The sequence below is a fragment of the Streptomyces sp. R33 genome (assembly GCF_041200175.1).
Classification (GTDB): domain Bacteria; phylum Actinomycetota; class Actinomycetes; order Streptomycetales; family Streptomycetaceae; genus Streptomyces; species Streptomyces katrae_B.
In genome coordinates this window covers 700,160-718,112 of sequence record NZ_CP165727.1, presented here as the reverse complement: position 1 = coordinate 718,112, position 17,953 = coordinate 700,160, and the positions used below count along the sequence as shown (strand labels likewise).

Annotated in this window: 17 protein-coding genes; 4 read left to right on the top strand and 13 right to left on the bottom strand. The window is 72.1% G+C overall.

Annotated elements, in window-relative coordinates:
- Positions 1-136 precede the first annotated feature (136 nt).
- Positions 137-928, bottom strand: a complete 792-nt coding sequence (locus AB5J51_RS03685; RefSeq protein WP_369776820.1) for an SDR family NAD(P)-dependent oxidoreductase — start codon at positions 926-928, stop codon at positions 137-139.
- Positions 929-1,068: 140 nt separating this feature from the next.
- Between AB5J51_RS03685 and AB5J51_RS03680 the strand changes: the two genes are divergently transcribed.
- The gene (locus AB5J51_RS03680) at positions 1,069-1,653 is read left to right on the top strand and encodes a TetR/AcrR family transcriptional regulator (RefSeq protein WP_053790574.1); all 585 of its coding nucleotides are present in this window, start codon (positions 1,069-1,071) and stop codon (positions 1,651-1,653) included.
- An 81-nt stretch (positions 1,654-1,734) separates the two neighbouring features.
- Here AB5J51_RS03680 and AB5J51_RS03675 read toward each other — a convergent pair whose 3' ends face one another.
- Together AB5J51_RS03675 and AB5J51_RS03670 are read right to left on the bottom strand one after the other, a co-directional pair.
- The gene (locus AB5J51_RS03675) at positions 1,735-2,400 is read right to left on the bottom strand and encodes a response regulator transcription factor (protein ID WP_053790575.1); all 666 of its coding nucleotides are present in this window, start codon (positions 2,398-2,400) and stop codon (positions 1,735-1,737) included.
- On the bottom strand, positions 2,397-3,647 hold the full coding sequence (locus AB5J51_RS03670) for a sensor histidine kinase (protein ID WP_369776819.1): 1,251 nt from the start codon (positions 3,645-3,647) through the stop codon (positions 2,397-2,399). The genes AB5J51_RS03675 and AB5J51_RS03670 overlap by 4 nt, the downstream gene beginning before the upstream one ends.
- Before the next feature lie 266 nt (positions 3,648-3,913).
- On the opposite strand from AB5J51_RS03670, the gene AB5J51_RS03665 reads away from it, so the two are divergent.
- The 3 genes from AB5J51_RS03665 to AB5J51_RS03655 all read left to right on the top strand — a co-directional run bounded on the left by AB5J51_RS03665 (position 3,914) and on the right by AB5J51_RS03655 (position 8,165).
- The gene (locus AB5J51_RS03665; RefSeq protein WP_369776818.1) at positions 3,914-6,142 is read left to right on the top strand and encodes an MMPL family transporter; all 2,229 of its coding nucleotides are present in this window, start codon (positions 3,914-3,916) and stop codon (positions 6,140-6,142) included.
- Positions 6,143-6,208: 66 nt separating this feature from the next.
- Positions 6,209-7,255, top strand: coding sequence for an FUSC family protein (locus AB5J51_RS03660; protein ID WP_369776817.1), 1,047 nt, complete (start codon positions 6,209-6,211; stop codon positions 7,253-7,255).
- 454 nt (positions 7,256-7,709) lie between these two features.
- A complete protein-coding gene (locus AB5J51_RS03655) occupies positions 7,710-8,165 on the top strand; it encodes a transglycosylase SLT domain-containing protein (RefSeq protein WP_369776816.1) in 456 nt (151 codons plus the stop codon).
- A gap of 143 nt (positions 8,166-8,308) precedes the next feature.
- On the opposite strand, the gene AB5J51_RS03650 is transcribed toward AB5J51_RS03655, so the two are convergent.
- The 10 genes from AB5J51_RS03650 to AB5J51_RS03605 form a co-directional block, all read right to left on the bottom strand.
- Positions 8,309-8,986 (bottom strand): hypothetical protein, encoded by a 678-nt coding sequence (locus AB5J51_RS03650; protein ID WP_369776815.1) that lies wholly within the window; start codon positions 8,984-8,986, stop codon positions 8,309-8,311.
- A complete protein-coding gene (locus tag AB5J51_RS03645) occupies positions 8,983-10,353 on the bottom strand; it encodes a hypothetical protein (RefSeq protein ID WP_369776814.1) in 1,371 nt (456 codons plus the stop codon). Before AB5J51_RS03645 ends, AB5J51_RS03650 begins: the two co-directional genes overlap by 4 nt.
- Positions 10,354-10,596: 243 nt before the next feature.
- Positions 10,597-11,259, bottom strand: a complete 663-nt coding sequence (locus AB5J51_RS03640; RefSeq protein ID WP_030301591.1) for a deoxynucleoside kinase — start codon at positions 11,257-11,259, stop codon at positions 10,597-10,599.
- 408 nt (positions 11,260-11,667) lie between these two features.
- Positions 11,668-12,798 (bottom strand): hypothetical protein, encoded by a 1,131-nt coding sequence (locus tag AB5J51_RS03635; protein ID WP_369776813.1) that lies wholly within the window; start codon positions 12,796-12,798, stop codon positions 11,668-11,670.
- Positions 12,795-13,739: a phytanoyl-CoA dioxygenase family protein gene (locus tag AB5J51_RS03630; protein WP_369776812.1), complete on the bottom strand. Its 945-nt coding sequence runs from the start codon at positions 13,737-13,739 to the stop codon at positions 12,795-12,797. The genes AB5J51_RS03635 and AB5J51_RS03630 overlap by 4 nt, the downstream gene beginning before the upstream one ends.
- A gap of 14 nt (positions 13,740-13,753) precedes the next feature.
- Positions 13,754-14,215 carry a lasso peptide biosynthesis B2 protein gene (locus tag AB5J51_RS03625; RefSeq protein ID WP_369776811.1) on the bottom strand — a complete coding sequence of 154 codons (462 nt, stop codon included), beginning with the start codon at positions 14,213-14,215 and terminating at the stop codon, positions 13,754-13,756.
- Position 14,216: 1 nt separating this feature from the next.
- On the bottom strand, positions 14,217-14,468 hold the full coding sequence (locus tag AB5J51_RS03620) for a lasso peptide biosynthesis PqqD family chaperone (protein WP_053787937.1): 252 nt from the start codon (positions 14,466-14,468) through the stop codon (positions 14,217-14,219).
- Positions 14,462-16,261 carry an asparagine synthase-related protein gene (locus AB5J51_RS03615; RefSeq protein ID WP_369776810.1) on the bottom strand — a complete coding sequence of 600 codons (1,800 nt, stop codon included), beginning with the start codon at positions 16,259-16,261 and terminating at the stop codon, positions 14,462-14,464. The genes AB5J51_RS03620 and AB5J51_RS03615 overlap by 7 nt, the downstream gene beginning before the upstream one ends.
- Positions 16,262-16,381: 120 nt before the next feature.
- Positions 16,382-16,504 (bottom strand): lasso RiPP family leader peptide-containing protein, encoded by a 123-nt coding sequence (locus AB5J51_RS03610; RefSeq protein WP_133895650.1) that lies wholly within the window; start codon positions 16,502-16,504, stop codon positions 16,382-16,384.
- Between the two features lie 176 nt (positions 16,505-16,680).
- The gene (locus AB5J51_RS03605; RefSeq protein WP_369776809.1) at positions 16,681-17,748 is read right to left on the bottom strand and encodes a heme A synthase; all 1,068 of its coding nucleotides are present in this window, start codon (positions 17,746-17,748) and stop codon (positions 16,681-16,683) included.
- Positions 17,749-17,953 lie beyond the last annotated feature (205 nt).

The following is a 17,953-nucleotide window of genomic DNA, read 5'->3' as shown; positions in this document are numbered from 1 at the left end:
GTGCTCTCCGTTCACGTGAGGTGGCAGGGAAGGCGTGCGGGTGCGAGGGCGTGCGGGTGCGGGCTCCGACGGAGCCGCGCAAGGGTGGGGGAGGGGGAGCCGGCGGTCCCGCCGGGCGGAGCGGGACCGACACCCCCTAGCGGTGTGAGCGCTGGGCCTCGACGATCTGTCGCACGGAGCCGTCGAGGTCCGCGCGGGACTGGACCCGCTCGGCGAAGCCGGGGAACTGCCCGGCGATGGCGCTCAGCAGCCGCAGCTCGAGCGGTGCCACGTTCACCTCGCACCGGTCGCGGTGGACGGCCCGTACGACGCCGTCGGCGACCTGGCCGGGCGTCACGGTCCTGACGCCCTTCGGCGGGGTGGCTCCGGTGGCCGCGAACATCCCGGCGTCGCGGACGAACCCGGGCTGCACCAGGGACACGCCCACGCCCGTGCCCCTGAGTTCCTGGCGCAGGGCGAGGGCGAATCCGCGCAGACCGAATTTCGTCGCGTTGTACAGGGACGTCGACTTGGTCGCCGCCTTGCCCGAGAGGGAACCGACCAGCACGATGTGGCCGCGCCCGCGTGCCACCATCTGCTCCGAGAACAGCCGGGACAGCAGGACGGGCGCGCGCAGGTTGACGTCGAGTGCGCGGTCGAGCTGCTCCTCGGTGTAGTCCCTGAGGTCGCCGCTGGCGGGCAGGGCGGCGTTCGCGACGAGGACGTCCGTCTCGGCGCAGGTCTCGGCGAGGCGGACGATGTCGGAGCGGACGGCCAGATCGGCGACCGCGGTGCGGGCGCCCCAGGCATCTGCGACGGCCTCGAGGGCTTCCTTCCTGCGCCCGCTGACCGTGAGTCGGGCTCCTTGCGCCGTCAGGCGCGCGGCCAGTGCGGAGCCGATGCCTCCGGTGGCCCCGGTGAGCAGAACGTTCGATCCGGATATGTCCACGATCACTCCCGTGCAGCGGCCCTCTGTTGTTCGTTCGAACGAACAGTAGGGACTGTCCCGTCGGCTGTCCACACCTCGGACGCCCCAACTCCCCAACCCTGCCCGGGTACTGGCTTCGGCCGATGGGGCAGAATGCAGCCATGCCCCATGCTTCCGAAACCCGCCAGAGCATCATCGACGCCGTACTGCGGATCATCGGGCAGGACGGCATCGCCGCCGTCACCAACCGGCGGATCGCGAAGGAGGCGGAGGTCTCGCTCGGCTCGATCACCTACCACTTCGCCACTCAGCACGAACTTCTGCGCGAGAGCCTGCTGCACTTCGTGGCCGAGGAGACCCGGCACTTCACGACACTCGCGGACGAGTGCACCGACGAGTGCTTCGACATCGGGCAGGCGGCCGAGGTGGTGGCCCGGGTCGCGGGCGGCAACGCCTTCGACAGCCGTCACATCGCGCCCTTCGAGCTGTACGTCCAGGCCGGCCGCGACGAACGGCTGCGCGCCGCGGCGGCCGAGTGCTTCGCCGCCTATGACCTGCTGGCCACCCGGATCCTGACCCAACTCGGCGTGCCGGACCCCGAGCGCCTGGCCGGTGTGGCCGTCGCCCTGGTCTTCGGGCAGCAGCTGCGCCGCCTGGCCACCGGCGCCCCCGCCGAAGACCTCGTCGACACCCTGCTGATCCTCACGAGGTTCACCCCGACGCAGACCCCTTCTGTGTCGGGGTGAGTCCGGGCCCCGTGGACCGTACTCTCCGAGGAATTTTGAACTGCTGACGCCCGGCGCCGTCCTCTGCGGGGACTTGGCCGGTCAACCGCTCGCGTGACCCGCGGCCACCAGGCCCGATTCGTACGCCGCGATGACTGCCTGGGCGCGGTCGCGGACGCCCAGTTTGGTGAAGATGCCGGTGATGTGGTTCTTGACCGTGGAGACGCTGATCTCCAGGTCCCCGGCGATCTCCGCGTTGTCGAACCCGGTCGCCAGCAGCTGCCAGATCTCCAGCTCGCGCGGTGTGAGGCCGGCCGGGGCCGTCGCCGCAGGGCGCGGCCGGGCGGAGGCCCGTACGTACGTGGAGATCAGCCGGGTGAGCAGCCGGGGCGCGACGGCGGCTTCGCCGGTGTGCACCGTGTGGACCGCGGCGATGAGCTCCTCGGGGGAGATGTCCTTGGGGAGGAAGCCGTACGCGCCGGCGCGCAGGGCGGCGACCACGTACTCGTCCATGTCGAAGGTGCTCAGGGCCAGAACGCGGGATTCCGGCAATGTGCGCGCCAGCTCCTCGGTGGCCTGGACTCCGTCGAGTACCGGCATCCGGATGTCCATGACGACCACGTCGGGCCGCAGCTCGTGGGCCAGGGCGACGGCCCGGGCGCCGTCCTCGGCCTCGCCCACCACCTCGAACGCCGGGTCGGGCGCCAGGATCAGGGCCAGGCCCCGCCGTACCAGCGGCTGGTCGTCGGCTATGAGCACACGGATCATCCGCGTCGGTCCTCTCGCTGTCCCCCCAGGTCGCCTGCCGGGAGCCTGGCCGCCACCCTGAATCCGCCGCCGTCGCACGAGCCGGTCTCCAGGGTGCCGCCTTGCAGCGCGACGCGTTCCCGCATTCCGATCAGACCGTACCCGTTGCCGGCGCCCGGCCGCGAAGCCGCCGGCCGGCCGGTGCGCGCACCGTCGTCCCGTACCTCCACGTCGACTCCGTCCGGACCGTAGGTCAGCCGTACGTGGGCCCGCGCGCCGACGGCATGCTTACGGGCGTTGGTCAGGGCCTCCTGGACGATCCGGAAGACCGTCAGGCCGACGGTCGGCGGCAGCGGGCGGGCCGTCCCCCGCACGGTGAACTCGGTGGGCGTGCCGGCCAGCCGGGACTCGGAGATGATCCGGCCGAGGTCCCCGGTCCCGGGCTGTGGCGCCGGCGGTACCTGCTCCGGTTCCTCCCCGGCCCGCAGGACGTCGAGGAGTTGCCGCATCTCCCGCAGCGCCATCCGCCCGGACTCCTCCAGGGTGACCAGAGCCTCGCGGGCCGCACCCGGGTCGTGCGCCAGGTTGGCCCGAGCGCCTCCGGCCATCAGCTGCATGGTGGTGATGTGGTGCGCGACGATGTCGTGCAACTCGCGTGCGATCCGCCGGCGTTCCTCGGCCACCGCCCGGTCGGCCAGCAGGGTGCGCTTGGCGTCGGCTTCCTCCTGCCAGCGCCGCACCACCAGCCCGGCGCCGACGACGAGCACCACCGCGACCGTGTTGCCGAGCAGGCCCGTCAGGACGGACGAGTCGCCGTAGCCCCCGCTGATCATCGTGACCGGCACGGTCGCGACGGCGGCCGCCGCTGTGACCGCCGGGCTGCGCAAGCGGGTGACGGTGTACAGCGCGACCATGTAGGCGGCGGAGAAGTGCGGGCCCTGCGGCGTGGTCAGGTTCAGCGCCGCGCCGAGGGCGAGAACGGCGCAGAGCACGGTCACCGGCCTGGCCCGGCGGGCCAGCAGACAGGGCGCGGCCAGGACCACGAGGACGAGTGCCGGCACGGTGACGGGCCGGCCGTCGTCAGCGGCGCCGAGCGAATAGCCGATCAGGTCGTTCACGGCGGCCCCGATGGCCACGAGCGCGTCATTGCGGGTCCAGTCGAAGACCGGCCGGGACGCCTTGCCCCGGCCGGTCCCGCCGAAATCGCCCGCGGTCCCCGCCGCGCCCTCGTCCGCTTCCCCGGTCCGGCCCTCACTGCGTATCGGCATGTCCGCCGGTCCCCCCTGTCACCGGCCCGCCGGATGGGACCGGAGCGCCGCGGTTCGCGTACGGGATCCATTCTCGCAGCGGAGAAGGAGGCGGCCCTGGCCCCGCAGGGGGAGGCCGGACCAGGACTCCGGTCCTGGTCCGGGGGGTGTGCCGGACCCCGGTCCCGGGCCCGGGTTCCTCCCGGGCAACGACGTTTCGCGGCGCGGCCGCTGATGAGCTGGACGACGTCCGGGAACCCCCGGTCGATCGAGTTACGGAGGACCCTGTGATCCGCGCCCTGACCGGCTTCGCCACCCGAAGTCCCTGGAAGGTCATCGCCCTATGGGCGGTGCTGGGCATCGCCGCCACCATCCTCGGCCAGGCGTTCCTCTTCCGCGCCACACAGCCCAGGACGGGCGAGTTCCTGCCCGCCACCTACGATTCGGCGGCCGCGCTGAAGGTCGCCGAAGAGCACTTCGGGGTCGAGCCCGACGCCAACCCGCTCACCATGCTGGTGGCACGGGCGGACGGCGCGAAGCTGTCCGAGTCCGACGAACGGCGGATCGACGACGAGGCCGCGAAACTCGCCCGGCGCAAGGTGACGATGCCGAAGACGGAGGAAACGCCGCCCTTCACGCAGGACCACTCGCAGGTTCCCCGGGTCAGCCCGGCGATGACGGCGCCCGACCGCACCTTCCGGCTGCTGTCGGTCGAACTGACCGGCAACCCCATGGATCCCGGGATGCAGGACCTCTACCGGGCCTTCCGCGACCACGCCCGGGCCGAGTTCGCCGAGGCGGGGCTGCGGACCGGGTTCACGGCAGGGCTCGCGGACAGCGTGGACACCGCCGATGCCGAGAAGACCCGCTCGACGGTCGTCGGCATCGCCATGCTCGCGGTGATCGTGCTGCTGCACGTGCTGGTCTTCCGCAGCGTTCTCGCGGCGCTGCTGCCGCTGCTCGTGGTGTCGGTGGTCGGCGGCGCTGCCGCCGGAGTGGTGGTCGGCGCCTCGCTGCTCACCGGTGTCCAACTCGACGCCTCCACGCCGCAGTTGATCAACGTGGTGCTGATCGGGATCGGCATCGACTACTTCCTCTTCCTGCTGTTCCGCTTCCGTGAGCAGCTGCGCAGCAGGCCCGAGCAGACCGGGCGGGCCGCGGCGGCCGAGGTCGCCGGACGGGTGGGTACGGCGGTCACCTCCGCGGCGCTGACGATCGTCGCCGCGTTCTCCACCCTCGGGGTCGCGTCCTTCGGCCAGTTCCGGGTGCTCGGCCCGGCGATCGCCGTGTCCGTACTGGTGATGCTGCTGGGCAGCCTCACCTTGATGCCCGCGCTGCTGGCCGTCACCGGGCGGAAGATGTTCTGGCCCTCGCGCCGCCTGCGCCGCGAACCCCCGGAGGGGCCGGCCGGGCGGATGGGCCGCCGGGTGGCGACGCGTCCGGTGACCATGGTGCTCGCCTCGCTGGCACTGCTCGGCGCACTGGCGGCGGGCCTGGCCGGGATGCGTACGGACTACGGACCGGGCGGGTCGGGCGACAAGGGCACGGCGGCGGCGCAGACGGCGGCCGAGATCTCGCGCGCCCTGCCGGCCGGGGTGTCGGACCCCACCACCGTTTTCGTCACCGCTTCCGACGGCGGCAGGCTCGACCCCCGCACGCTGGGCGGACTGTCGAAGGCGCTCGCGGCGGTCGACGGCGTCGGCCAGGTCGCGCCTGCCGTACCCAGCGAGGACGGCACGGCGGCGCGCATCGATCTGTTCCTGACCGCCGATCCGCAGGGGCAGCAGGCCCGCGACCTGGTGTCCGGACCCGTCCGGGACACGGTGGCCGCGCACCGGCCCGACGGAACCGAGGCGCACGTAGGCGGCACGGCCGCGCTCTTCGCCGACATCTCGTCCGCCGTCTCGGGCGACCTGCAGGTGGTCTTCCCGGTCGCCGCGGGCCTGATCGCGCTGATCCTCATCCTGCTCCTGCGCAGCCTGCTCGCGCCGCTGGTGCTGATGATCTCCGTCGGCCTGGGCTTCGCGGCGACCCTCGGTGCCTCGGCGCTGGTCTCCCAGAACCTCCTGGACCGGCCGGGGGTGAACTTCATGCTGCCTCTGGTCCTGTTCCTGTTCGTGGTCGCGCTGGGCACCGACTACAACATCCTGATCAGTGACCGGATTCGGGAGGAGATGGAGAAGCCCGGCCCGGCCCGGGCGGCGGTGGCCCGGGCGGTACGGCACACCGCTCCGGCCATCGCAACGGCGGGCCTGGTCCTGGCGGCCTCGTTCGGCAGCCTGGCCGTCAACCCGAATCCGGGCACCCAGGAGATCGGCTTCGCGACGGCGCTGGGGATCGTGCTGTCGGCGTTCGTCCTGTCGGTCGTGCTGGTTCCGGCGCTGGCCGCGCTGCTGGGCCGGTCGATCTGGTGGCCGGTACGGCCGCGGCACACGGGCCACACCGCCCGGCACACCGGCGAACACGCGTACACGGGGCATGCCGACGACACGGAGCGGCCCGTACCGGTGGGCTGACCGCGCGCCGGCGCTCGGGCGGGTCTGCCGGCGGTCGCGGTTTCGCCGGGACCTACGATGTCCGCTATGTCCGGTCTGGTTGCCGCTTCGTACGTGTCCTCCTCCGGCAGGTGGCTGCGGCCCGCCGCACGGCTGGTCCTCTGCGCGGCCGTGTCCTGGTACCTCTGCCTGTGGTGGGGCACGAGCACGGCGCCGGTACCCGCCGCCCTCCCGGCGGTGCTGATCCTGCGCGAGGACATGTACGCCTGGCCGCGGCTGGGGTGGGAGCGCCTCACCGGGGTGGTCGTGGGGGTGGTGCTGAGTACGGTGGTGCTGCACTGGGTGCCGGACCCGTCGTGGTCCTTCCCGCTCCTCCTCGTCTCGGGCTGCGCCGGAATGTACCTTCTGGGGCGGCCGGGTTCCCCCAACCAGCAAGTGCTGATCACGGCGCTCATGGTCTACGCAACCGCGGTTCCCGGGTATCCGCTGGTGCGGCTGGAGGAGAGCCTCGTCGGCGTCGCCGTGGTCGTGTTGCTCGCGCCGCTGCTCTGGCCGCCCGACCCGTACCGGTCGGCCGCTGCGGGACTCGACGGCTACCGGACCGGGGTGGGGGAGCTGCTGAGCGGGATCACCGGCGGGCTGGAGCGGGGTGTGGGGGCCGTGGGGCCGGCTGCACTGCCGGAACGGGCGAGGCTGTGGCTCGGCCCGCAGGCCTGCCGGGACGCGCTCGACCGGGCGGCGGCCGGACGGCCCCTGTTGCGCCGCCGTGCCGGCCTGCCGCCCGAAGGTCTCGACGGACGCGTGGTGCTCGCTGCCCGGACCGCGCTGACGCTCCAGTACTTCACCCAGGAGCTCTGCGAACGGACGCGCGGCGGCAGCCCTGGCGCGCCCGTGGAACCCGGTATGGACGGTACGTCCGACCCCGCCCTGCGCGCCCTCGCACCACTGGTCCGGGTCACCGCCGGCGCCCTGGACGCCGCGCTGCTCGGCGAGGACTTCGCCGAGCCCCTCGACCGGGCGCGCGCACTCGACCTCGCCCACCGCACGGCCCACCCCAGTCGGCACGACGCCGTGCTGCGGGCCGGGCTCCACCTGACCCACGTGGCCCTCGCCGACCACCTCCGGGGCCGCTGAGCCCGGGGCGGTGGCGGCCGGGAGCCGGGCGGCGGCACGGCCCGGTCCGACGGGCCCCCGCCGACACCGGGGTAAGCCGAAGCGCCTCGGGCCCCTTTCCTTCGATCCCGAGGTGGTTCCGGCGTCCGGCCAGGCCTCTCAAAGGGGTACAAGGGATGACATTCAGTGAGATTCAGGTGCTCTGGGGGTGAGCCGCCCCATAGGGCCCACGTCACATACGACCCGGGGTAGTAGCTCCCCGAGGGCCCGGTGTCTCGTCCTCGCTCCCGCTCCCACCTGCTCGGATCTCTCCCGGGCCGCCGGGGGGTCACGGGTCGCCTGCTGCGAGGGCGGCTAGTAGGAGGGGTCGTTGCCAGGGGGTCGGGACGTGCGTAGAACTGGATGTGTCGCCGGGCGGCACGGGTGCTTCACCCGCTGCCGGTGAATCCCTCTCCTCCGTGTGAGTGGCTCACGCATGTCTTCGGCATGCCCGCGACCGTCCCTGTCGCCTTCGGAAGGTTCATCCGTGTCCCACGCTGTCATCCGCCGCATCGCCGCTTCCAAGAAGACCCTCGCCGGCTCCATCGTCGCCCTGGGCGTCGCCGGCTCGATGCTCGCCACGGTTCCCGCCCAGGCGGCCCCGACGAGCGCCAAGGCGATCGCCCAGCAGATGATCAAGGACCCGGCGCAGTTCGCGGCGTTCAACAACATCGTTTCCCGTGAGAGCGGCTGGGACCACACCGCCACCAACGCCTCCTCGGGCGCCTACGGCCTGGTCCAGGCCCTGCCGGCCTCGAAGATGGCCTCCGCGGGTGCCGACTGGAAGACCAACCCGGCCACCCAGATCAAGTGGGGCCTGGACTACATGAACTCCCGCTACGGCAGCCCCGTCGGTGCCTGGAACTTCTGGCAGACCCACCACTGGTACTGAGCCACCAGCAGGCAGCAGACACGCGAAGACGCCCGGCCGGGACCTCCCGGCCGGGCGTCTTCGCGTACGCGGCCGCCGAGCTCTTGGCACTGAGGGTTGAGGAGCGCGTGTACACCGCGTACCCACTGGCATGGCCACAGGGCCTACCCGCGCCCCCAATCAACCGGAGGATGTGGTGGAGGGGGTGGACCGAGTGGCGGCGGGGGCGGTGCCGTGGGCGGGACCGGCGGCCGGTCCCGCAGCAGATCGATCGGCTCGCGCAGGCGCAGCGCGGCGGGGAGGTCCAGCCGCCCCTCGCGCGAGGCGACCACGACGTCTCGTACCGCGAGCTTGCCCTCCACCCCGCACTGCCCGCTGCGGACGGCGACGAGCAGGCCGTCGCGGACGACCCCGACGAGTCCGCTGATCCGGAACAGGATGTTGAGGTTCACGGGGACGGTGGCGGCCGGCGCGCCGTCCACGAGGAGGTCCACCGACGGGTGGTGCGCGGAGCTGATGGTGTGGGTGGCCAGGGCGACGACCTCCTCGCTGCCCGGATGCCGGTGCGTGCGCCGCGCCGCCTCCTTGAGGGCTTTGTGCTTGGACCAGCCCGAAGCCACCAGGGAGACGAGGTCGAGGTCGAGGAAGCCGTTGACGACGGTGGCCAGCTCGCGGCCCACGGCCCGGTCGGCCGCGGTGCTCAGGCGGTGCACGCCCGGGAGGAGGCCCGTCACCGCACCGTGGGCCTGGAGGGAGTCGGCGAGTGCTCCGGGGGCCTGGTCCTGGGGGCCGAGCAGCAGGTCCCGGACGGTGAGGGGCTCGACGACGGGGGCCGTGGTCATGAGTCCTCCTCCTTCAGCGTCTGGTCACCCGGGTCCGGGTGTGGTTCCAGCCGTACGGAGCGGGTCGGCGGGCCGGTCTCGGAGGGCTCGGCCGTGTCCGTCGCCGCGGGGGCGGGTCGCAGCCGGGAGCTGACGTGGTCGTGGACCCAGCGCGGCCCGCGGTGGCGCTGGCTGAGGTACGCGGATCCCGCGAGGGCCAGCAGGGCCGCGCCGAGCAGGACCGAACCGACGAGCAGGCCGACGGGGACCGTGACGGGGGCGGGTTCGGGGTTCGGGTTCGGGTTCGGGTTCGGGTTCGGGGTCGGCGTGGACGGAGTCGGGGTCGGAGGCGTCGGGGTGGGTGGGACCGGACCGGCGCCGGTCACCGCGAACACCGCCTCGGCGCCCACACCGGAGTCATCCGTGCACTCGGCCCGTACGGTGTACGAGGCCTCGCCCGTATCGGGCGTCACGTCGAACCCGGTGTCGAAGGTGCCGTCCTCGGCGGGAGCCGCGGTGCCCCGCTGCTCGCCCTCCCACGACAACGCCACTTCCGGGCAGTTGAATCCCGAACCGGATACGGCCACGGACCCGCCACCGAACGGCAACGAGGGGGGATCGAGCGTCACCTCCGGCTGCGGCCCGGGCGCAGCGGTCACCGTGAACCGCTGCTCGGCGGAAACCTGCTCGTACCCGGCGCAGGCTGCGGTGACCGTGTGATCCGTGGCGTCTGCGTCGGACGGAACGGCGAACTCGGCCGTGAACGCGCCGCCGTCCACCGTGACCTCCGCCGGCGTGACATCCGGGAGCGGACTGCCGTCCCACGTCAGTGTGACCGTACCGGCCGCGCCGCGGTCCGCGGTACAGCCGTCGAACCCGGAGCCGGTCACGGCGACCGGCGTCCGTACGGCACCCTCGGCCGGGTCCAGCGTCAGGGACGTCGGCACGGGCTCGGGGGTGACCTGGAAGTCGGCGGTCGCCTTGAGCTTCGAGTCGACCGTGCAGAGCGCGGTGACGTCGTAACTGCCCGGTGTCGCATCGGACGGAACCGCGACGCCGATCTCGAACTCACCCTGGGCGTCGGCCGTGACGAAGCGCGGGTTCTCGCCGCCCTCCCAGGAGACGCGGATCTCGGCGGCCTCGGCGGTCTCGGTAGGACGCGGCTCGGGCGCGAGGCCGGCGGTCGTGCAGTGGTCGAACCCGTAGCCGTGGACCCCCACCCTGCTCCCCGGCGCGCCCTGGGACGGATCGAGCGTGATGGACCGCGCTGCAGCGGCCTGGACCGGCGGGGCGGCAGCAGGGGAGGCAACGGGCACGCCCCACGCGAACACCGTGCTCAACAGCACCGCGGTCAGCGAGCGGCCGGCCCATCGGGCAAGGGGAAGCATGACCCTCCGTGAGCTGCTCCCCATTCTCCTCCGAGTCCCGCCGCCCCGCCTCCGCCGCCTGCCGGGGCCCGGTCGCGTACGTCCGGAGCGAGGACGATCCTGCGCAGGTCGTCCGGCTCGCGCCCGTACGGCGTTTCGGGCGCGCGCAGGGCAATGAAGGACGCCAAGTGCGCTGCGTCGGACGGAAGTTCGCCCAGGCCCTCGGCCACCAGGCCGAGGAATCCGCCGGCGGCGGGGGCGAGCTCAGACTCGGTGCGAGACCGCCGCCAGGGCGTCCTTGACCTCCTGGGCCACGCGGGCCGCGTCCTCGGGGTTGTTCACCACGTCTGTGTGGTTCATGTCGACGACGAGGACTTCGCTGGCCGAGTAGTGCTTGTGGACCCAGTCGTCGTAGCCGGACCACAGCGTCCGGTAGTACTCGACGAGGCTCTCGTCCTGTTCGAAATTGCGACCCCGCAGCCCGATGCGGTGCAGCACCGTCTCGAAGTCCGCCTTGAGGTAGACCATGAGGTCGGGTGCCTTGCGGTACGGCAGGCCGTCTATTTCGCGCATCATCTCGTTGAGCAGCCCCTCGTACACCTGCATCTCGAGGGAGCTGATCCGGCCCAGGTCGTGGTTGACCTTGGCGAAGTACCAGTCCTCGTAGATGGACCGGTCGAGGACGTTGTCGCCCTGCTTGTACGCGTCCTTGATCGAGGCGAACCTCGTCTGCAGGAAGTACAGCTGGAGCAGGAAGGGGTAGCGCTTGGCCTGGATCTCCTCGGGGCTCGCCGTGTAGAAGAGCGGCAGGATCGGGTTGTCTTCCACGCTCTCGTAGAAGACTTCGCTGCCCAGCTCCTTGGCGAGCAGTTCGGCCACACTCGTCTTGCCGATGCCGATCATGCCTCCGACGCAGATCACTGGCATACCTCACTTCTCCCTGGCGGTCTTCTGTTCGTGGGCGGGTGGGCTGGGTGCCCCACACCACTGAGACGCACGCCGGTGGTCACGCGACTTCCCGGGATCTTCATGATCAGCGTCATGTGGTGGTCCCCGTCCGGACCAGGGCTCTGGCACGGGCCGCCCCCCTCGACCGGTCGGCCTGCCGTTCCGCAGTCGCCACGCACAGCGACGAGCCGCAGCCCCGCGGCCGCCTTGAATCTTAAATGACGATTCACCCCATGCAGGCCAGAGCTCCCGGCACCCGCCTCACGTACGGCGGGGCCCGCGCGCTGCCGGGCGCGGGGCCCACGCCCACCGCGGCCTCCCGGGGGAGTGGCGAAACGCGCCACGACGCTGTCGACCACAGGGACCCGGTGGCCTCGCCCAGCAGGGCTACGTCGCGACCGGAAGGGTGTCGGGGCGGGGGCGCGCCGGGGTCCGGGCCGTCCGGGCCGCCTCCACCGCCGCGGCCGAGGTGTAGAGGGTGAGGGCCCCTCCGCCGTGGAGCAGCTTGGCCGCCGCCCAGTGGAACGGGTTCGCCCGCCCGTCCACGGCCGCGGCGTGGTCGCTCACCAGCCGCCCCACCCGGGCCAGGAGCACGGGGTTGAGCCTCCTGCGCAGCCGCCTGTGGGTCTCCTGCTGCTGCGGGGCGTACAGGTTGAACGGCAGGTACAGCGTGGCGTCGTCCGGCCGTGTCCCGTCGCGCGAGGTCATGCTCCAGCACAGGGTCGGGCGCACCCCCGGCGTGTCCAGCGCCGCCCCGCCCTGCGGGGCGGCGTCCGCGACCAGGCCGGCCGCGGCAGCCGCTGCACCGTGGCCCAAAGGGGCCAGCCGTGCTTCGAGTTCGGCCGTCGAGCGTTCCGCGACCGTGGTGTAGAACTTGATCCGGGCGTGCGGAGACTCGTCCACGTCGAGCGCGAAGAAGGCCGGCATCAGGTGCGCGATGCCCTGTGGGTCGTGGCGCCGCAGCCAGCTCCACGCCCCGCCCTGGCCGAGCCGGTCGAGCGCGGTCCCGACCATCTGCCGGCTCTGTTCGGTGCCCGCCGCCAGCGTGTCGAAGTACACCTTGGGGCGGGCGATGCCCGAGGCGCGGACCGAAGCCGCCAGACACATCCCGAACGCCGCCCGCTCGCTGCGCGGCCGGAACAGATCGGCGACCTCCCGTGTCCGCTCCAGGCGCGCGACGCCCCGGCGTTCCAGCTCGGCCAGCGTCCGCCCGCCGCGTTCCCAGCTCCCGTCCGCCGTGGCCGGTCCCCGCTCGGGGAGCGGCCGGAAGAACAGCCGTACGTCGACGCGGTCCTCCCGCAGCACCAGCGAGTACTCGAACGGGGCGGTCGACACGGCGTCCTGCCTGGTCCCGCCGCCGTCGGTGTCCCGCGAGACCCGGTGGCCCCAGCCGTCGAAGAGGGTGCGGACGGACTCCTCGGCCGCCGCGTCGAAGCCGCGCCCCAGTTCCAGTACCTCTCCGAGGTAGCGCAGCCCGTCGACGGCCAGTCCCGCGTACCCGGACCGCTCCGTCGTCACGGGACGACCGGTGCCGGGACCTGAGCCGGGACCTGGGCCGGGACCTGGGCCGGGGTCGGCGGCAGGTAGGGCTTGGAGTCGATCCCGGGGTACATCCGCTCCAGGTGCCCGATCGTCTCGTCGGTCCAGTAGTCGTCCCCGGGGGGCGGGAAGCCCAGGAGGTGGCGCTGGCGCGGGTCCAGTTCGACCATGAGCTCGTGCAGGGTGTTCCAGTTCGGGTGGGCCGGCCGCATTGACCACAGGTGCTTGTCCGTCCAACGAGCCTGCGCACCGTGCATGTTGAAGAAGAGTGCGAGCCGCCGTCCGAGCCGTTCGTGGTAGGCCGACCCCCGGTGGACGATGTCGCCGACGAACAGCAGGAGCGAGCCGGCCTCGGCCTCCACGGGCCGCTCCTGCTCGTACAGTCCGGGATACTCCGCCTTGTCGTACGAGCCCTTGCCCGCGTCGGTCAGCAGGGGAAGCCCGAGGTGTGCGGCGCGGTCGACGACGTAGGTGGGCGCGGTGTCCACGGTCACGTCGGTGAGGTAGAGGATGCCGTACACGCGCTGGTAGACGCCGTCCGCCCGCGGGTGCACCAGGCTGCTGGCCGCCCAGGCGTCGTTGTGCAGGGTCTGGTCCCGGCTCTCTCCGTAGGCCGTGCCGTACTTGGCCTGGATGAAGGAGCTCGTCAGCCGCAGGTCGTCGGTGCCGAGCAGCTCCTCGACGACGTCGATGACCCGGGTGTCCAGTGCGTGCCGGTTCAGGTCGTTGCTGGTGAAGGGGAACGGGACCGCGTGCTTGAGGGCGTTGACCTCCTCGGGGGTGCTCCCGCTCGCCTCCGGGTCGGGGAAGTAGGTGTCGATCGCGGCCTGCGCCCGCGCGAGGGCCTCGCCCGTCACGAAGCCGGGTACCAGGGCGTATCCCCGGCTCGCCAGTTGCTCCACTGTGCGCTTGGTGTCCATGGTGTCCGTCCGTCTCAACTCTCGGAGGTGTGCTCGTCTCGCCGGCGGCTCCGCTCCGTGCCGGGGGCGCGGGAGACGACGATGTTCTTGTGGAAGGCGTCCAGCCGCATGGACTCGCCGACCGCCCGGCCCTCCACCTCGATCCACGCGTGCGCGGCGAACGGCATCAGGCTGACGCCGGAGACCCAGTCGGGCCAGCTGCCGCGCATTCGGGCCAGCAGGGCCGCGGCGATCGAGCGTTCCAGGCAGTACGGTCCGGCGGCGCGACGGCTGACGGAGACGACGTCGCTGCGCGCGGCCAGTGCCTCGGCGTGGGTGGCGGGGCGGGCGCCGCCGCTGGCCCGCCACAGCACCCGCTCCAACGCGTGCGGGCTCAGCCGGGTCAGGAGGCGGCTCGCGACGACGGCCAGCATCGGCAGGGGCCGCCGGCGCAGGGGCAGCCGGGCGCGTGGCTCCAGGGTCATGGGCAGCGTCACGTCACACCAGCACCTTCGCGCGCCGCATGGTGTCGATCAGCTTCGCGACGTCGCCCGGTATCCGGTCGGCAGCCGCCGGGTGGCGTGCGGACAGCTCGCTCACGACCTCGTCCTGGGTGCGTCCGGCGGCGAGCATCTCGAACACCGCCGTCCCCATGGGATTGATACGGAAGTACGTGCCGGACTTCTTGTCCAGGAGAACCGCGGCGTCCTCGGTCCTGGTGAGTACGACGTGAGGGGAGATCTTCAGCATGGTGAGGCCAGTCGTCGGTTCGGGAGGGGGAGTTCGGGCGCCGGCGCCGGGGCCGCCGCGACGGCCTGCATCCAGGCCTCGGCGGCGACGGTCAGCTCCAGCGCATTGGTCTCGTACTCGGGGCGCATCGTGTCCCGCAGGGTGGCGCGCAGCCGGTCGATGTCCACCAGGCCGTGCTCGGCGAGCAGCGAGTCCTCGAACAGGCCGAGGAGCGAGCGGCGGTTGCGGGCCAGGCCGCGGTGCACCGACATGCTGAACTCGCCCTTGGTGGAGCGGGAGAGCGCGCCCGCGCGGGAGTCCGGCGTCGCGTCCACCCGCATGGCGGCCTTCAGGACCGGCTTGAACCCGGTGCCCGGCAGCGCCTCGGCCCGCGAGACCGACAGGGCGGCTTCCAGTACCGCGTCGTCCATGTACGGCAGCGAGAGGGTGATCCCCTGGTGCTCCATCAGCGCGCGCAGCGGGCCGAGCCGTTGTCCGCCGATGCGGTGTCCCGCGATGCTGGTGTGCACCGAGCGGGAGTCCGCCTGCGGTGTCCGGCCGGCATCGCCGGCGGCGGCGACCGCGCGGACGGCCTCGACGTTGGCGGGTGTCGACCACGGGGTCACGCGGACCTGCGGACCCCAGCTCAGGCCGGGGCCCAGGACGTCCGGCCGGGGCAGGTGCAGACTGCCCAGCTGTTCCTCGAACCAGCCCTGGTACGTCTGTTGCCGGGCCAGCGCGCGCAGGACGGAGGGCAGGCTCCAGCGCCTCAGCCGGGCCAGGTCGCGGATGCCGCGGACCGCCCGCAGGGGTGCGCGAGCGTAGAGGTCGCCGAAGTACGACGGCGCGATGGTGAACAGTTCGTCCCCGCCGAATCCGCCGATGTGCACGTCGGAGCCGGTGGCGGCGAAGATCGTGGACATCGCGGTCTTCCGCGCGCGGTTCCGGATGAGGGTGTACGGCTCGCCCAGTCCGTAGGGGACGTCCTGGACGAGTCCCCGGCCCGGTTCCCAGATGCCGTCGTACGGACCCGGGACGTCCTCGGGGCCGAGGACCGTCAGGGGCCGGTCGATCTCCCGGGCGGCGATCTGCGCCCAGTGGGCGTCGTCGTGGTTGGGATCGACGGTCTGCTCGACGAAGGACCGGAACCGGGCACCCTGGCCGGCCAGGAGGAAGCAGAGGGACGTGGAGTCCATGCCGCCCGACAGGTCCGCCGAGAGGCCGCGCGCCGTGGCGAGCCGGACGGCCACCGCCTCCTCCAGCGCGGCCCGTAACCTCGGTGCGCCGTCGGCGACCGACAGCTCCGGCGCCGGGGGATGCCACCAGGTGCCGGCCTCGACCCGGTCGGCGGTCATGCGCAGCCGCTGGTCGGCGGGGAGCCGGTGGACCCCGTGCCAGTAGGTGCCGTGGGTCAGCCCGTAGTCGAATCCCGGGTGCAGCATCCCCCAGGCGACCATCTCGATGCGCGGCGTGGCACCGCTCAGCCGGGCCAGTGGTTCGGCCGAGTCGGATGCGGCGTACGAGCCGTCCTGGCGACGGGTGTAGAACACCTGGCGCAGGCCCGAGGCGCTGCCCTGGATGTGGGTGGAGCGGCCGTCGGTGTGGAGGATGTGGAAGCTGCCCGGGATCTCGTGCGCGGCGGCCATCAGGTCGGCGGCTCGGTCGTGCTGCGCCAGCAGGCGGGCCAGACGCCCCGCGTCGATGCTCGTCTCGCCGAACAGCGCGAGGCGTCTGGCGCCGGCTTCCGCGGCAATCAGGCGGGAATGGGAGCGGTTCGCGACCACCCATGTCCGGCCCGAGGCGTACGTCAGCACTTCGGTGTTGTCAGGCGGCCCGGTGGAGACCGGAAATGCGTCATCGACGTTCTCCGGGAAAGCGATGAACCATGACGCACCCAAGGAATCCCCCTAGCCAACTGAATTTGCGCGCGGCGATCAGATGATCGCCGTGCCCTCACCGTCGTTGCTGGCCCAGCCGTACCACATCGTGAGCTCGGAGAACTCGCCGATGGGCAGCATTTCGGGCGCCTCGTACTCGACAACCTCGTGGTCGTTCATTTGTGTCACCCCCTTCCGCTCGATTGATTTTTAACCTAACAAGCGGTGGCGGGGATTTGCGAGAACGTTTTTTCGATGCCGTCGCCCATGGTGGCCGGAAGCCGAGGTGCGGGTGGAAACGGAATATTGAATTCCAATTGTCGAGTACATGGCAGATACACTGGTCTCCGGGTGAATCAGGCGTGCGTAGCGGCGCCCCGCGCACGCGGCAGCGGTGCACCGTCCGGCGGGCCGGAATGACCGAAAGAGGCCCTCTTGACCGTGAAGTGCACCTGAAGTACTCCCGTCCACACGAGCGCCGAACCCAGCAGGTGGAGCATCACGACGAGCGAGGGCAGGGCCGTCAGTGACTGCACGAGCCCCACGACGCCCTGACCCAGGAGCACGGCGAGGAAGGCGGCGGCCTTGCGGCGCGCGGCACCGAAGCCGTCCCGGGGCAGCGCGGACAGCAATACTCCGGCCAGGACCAGGACCGCCACGGCCAGCACGCCGTGGACCACCGTCACGGCCGTCCAGTTGAAGGGCATGCGCGGAACGTCGGAGGAGTCACCCGCGTGCGGTCCGGAACCGGTGGCGAGCGTGCCCACGACGACCAGCACGGCCGTCACCGCGACCAGGGACGCCGACAGCGACCGGATCCGCGCGGCGGACCGCGGCGCGAGCGGGGACGGTGCGCCGGGCCGGCCGACCTCGCCGCCCTTGCTGTTCTCATCACTTCCGCTACCCACGCCACCCACGTCACCCGCGCCATCCGCAGCGCCGTCGGCGCCGGCGTACGCCGCGTGCCAGGTGTACACCGCGGCGGTGAGCAGCAGCGTGGCGGCGAGGAAGTGCGCGGCGACGATGTACGGGCTCAGCCGCATCCACACGGTCACTCCGCCGACGACCGCGTTCAGCACGACGATCCAGAACTGCGCCCAGCCTCCGCGCAGGACCGCGGGCATCGGCCTTTCCTGGAGGCGCGCGGTAATGATGACCCAGCCCACCACCGCGCACAGCGCCCCGGTCAGGAGCCGGTTCCCGAATTCGATGGCGCCGTGCACTCCCATTTCCGCAGTGGGGGCCAGTGTCTCTCCCGTGCACATGGGCCAATCGGTGCAGCCGAGACCGGAGCCGGTGACGCGGACGATTCCACCGGTCACGATGATCGCGATACTTGCCACGACCGAACCCAGTGCGGCCAGTCTGACGCTCCTCGCTCCGAGCGAGTACCTGCCGGCAAGCCATGAAAGGGGAGTTCGCACGATCAGCCTTCCTTTATTCCGCTTTTACGTGCCGTGGCACGGAACCCCCAGCCTACGCCGCGCATTTACCCCGGCCTGACGGGGCGTCGCACACAAGAGGGAGCGGGAAGAAGGGGCGGAATCGACGCGCGATCCGGCGCGGGCGGGCGGGCCGCCCCCACGGCAGTGCAGGGCGGCCCGCCCGCGTGCGGTTAGGGTTCCGACC

Excerpts from the sequence above, each read along its gene's own strand:
- AB5J51_RS03680 (WP_053790574.1), top strand. The coding sequence starts at position 1,069 with ATGCCCCATGCTTCCGAAACCCGCCAGAGCATCATCGACGCCGTACTG.
- AB5J51_RS03675 (WP_053790575.1), bottom strand. The coding sequence starts at position 2,400 with ATGATCCGTGTGCTCATAGCCGACGACCAGCCGCTGGTACGGCGGGGC.
- AB5J51_RS03670 (WP_369776819.1), bottom strand. The coding sequence starts at position 3,647 with ATGCCGATACGCAGTGAGGGCCGGACCGGGGAAGCGGACGAGGGCGCG.
- AB5J51_RS03660 (WP_369776817.1), top strand. The coding sequence starts at position 6,209 with ATGTCCGGTCTGGTTGCCGCTTCGTACGTGTCCTCCTCCGGCAGGTGG.
- AB5J51_RS03655 (WP_369776816.1), top strand. The coding sequence starts at position 7,710 with ATGTCTTCGGCATGCCCGCGACCGTCCCTGTCGCCTTCGGAAGGTTCA.
- AB5J51_RS03650 (WP_369776815.1), bottom strand. The coding sequence starts at position 8,986 with ATGACCACGGCCCCCGTCGTCGAGCCCCTCACCGTCCGGGACCTGCTG.
- AB5J51_RS03645 (WP_369776814.1), bottom strand. The coding sequence starts at position 10,353 with ATGCTTCCCCTTGCCCGATGGGCCGGCCGCTCGCTGACCGCGGTGCTG.
- AB5J51_RS03640 (WP_030301591.1), bottom strand. The coding sequence starts at position 11,259 with ATGCCAGTGATCTGCGTCGGAGGCATGATCGGCATCGGCAAGACGAGT.
- AB5J51_RS03630 (WP_369776812.1), bottom strand. The coding sequence starts at position 13,739 with ATGGACACCAAGCGCACAGTGGAGCAACTGGCGAGCCGGGGATACGCC.
- AB5J51_RS03620 (WP_053787937.1), bottom strand. The coding sequence starts at position 14,468 with ATGCTGAAGATCTCCCCTCACGTCGTACTCACCAGGACCGAGGACGCC.
- AB5J51_RS03610 (WP_133895650.1), bottom strand. The coding sequence starts at position 16,504 with ATGAACGACCACGAGGTTGTCGAGTACGAGGCGCCCGAAATGCTGCCC.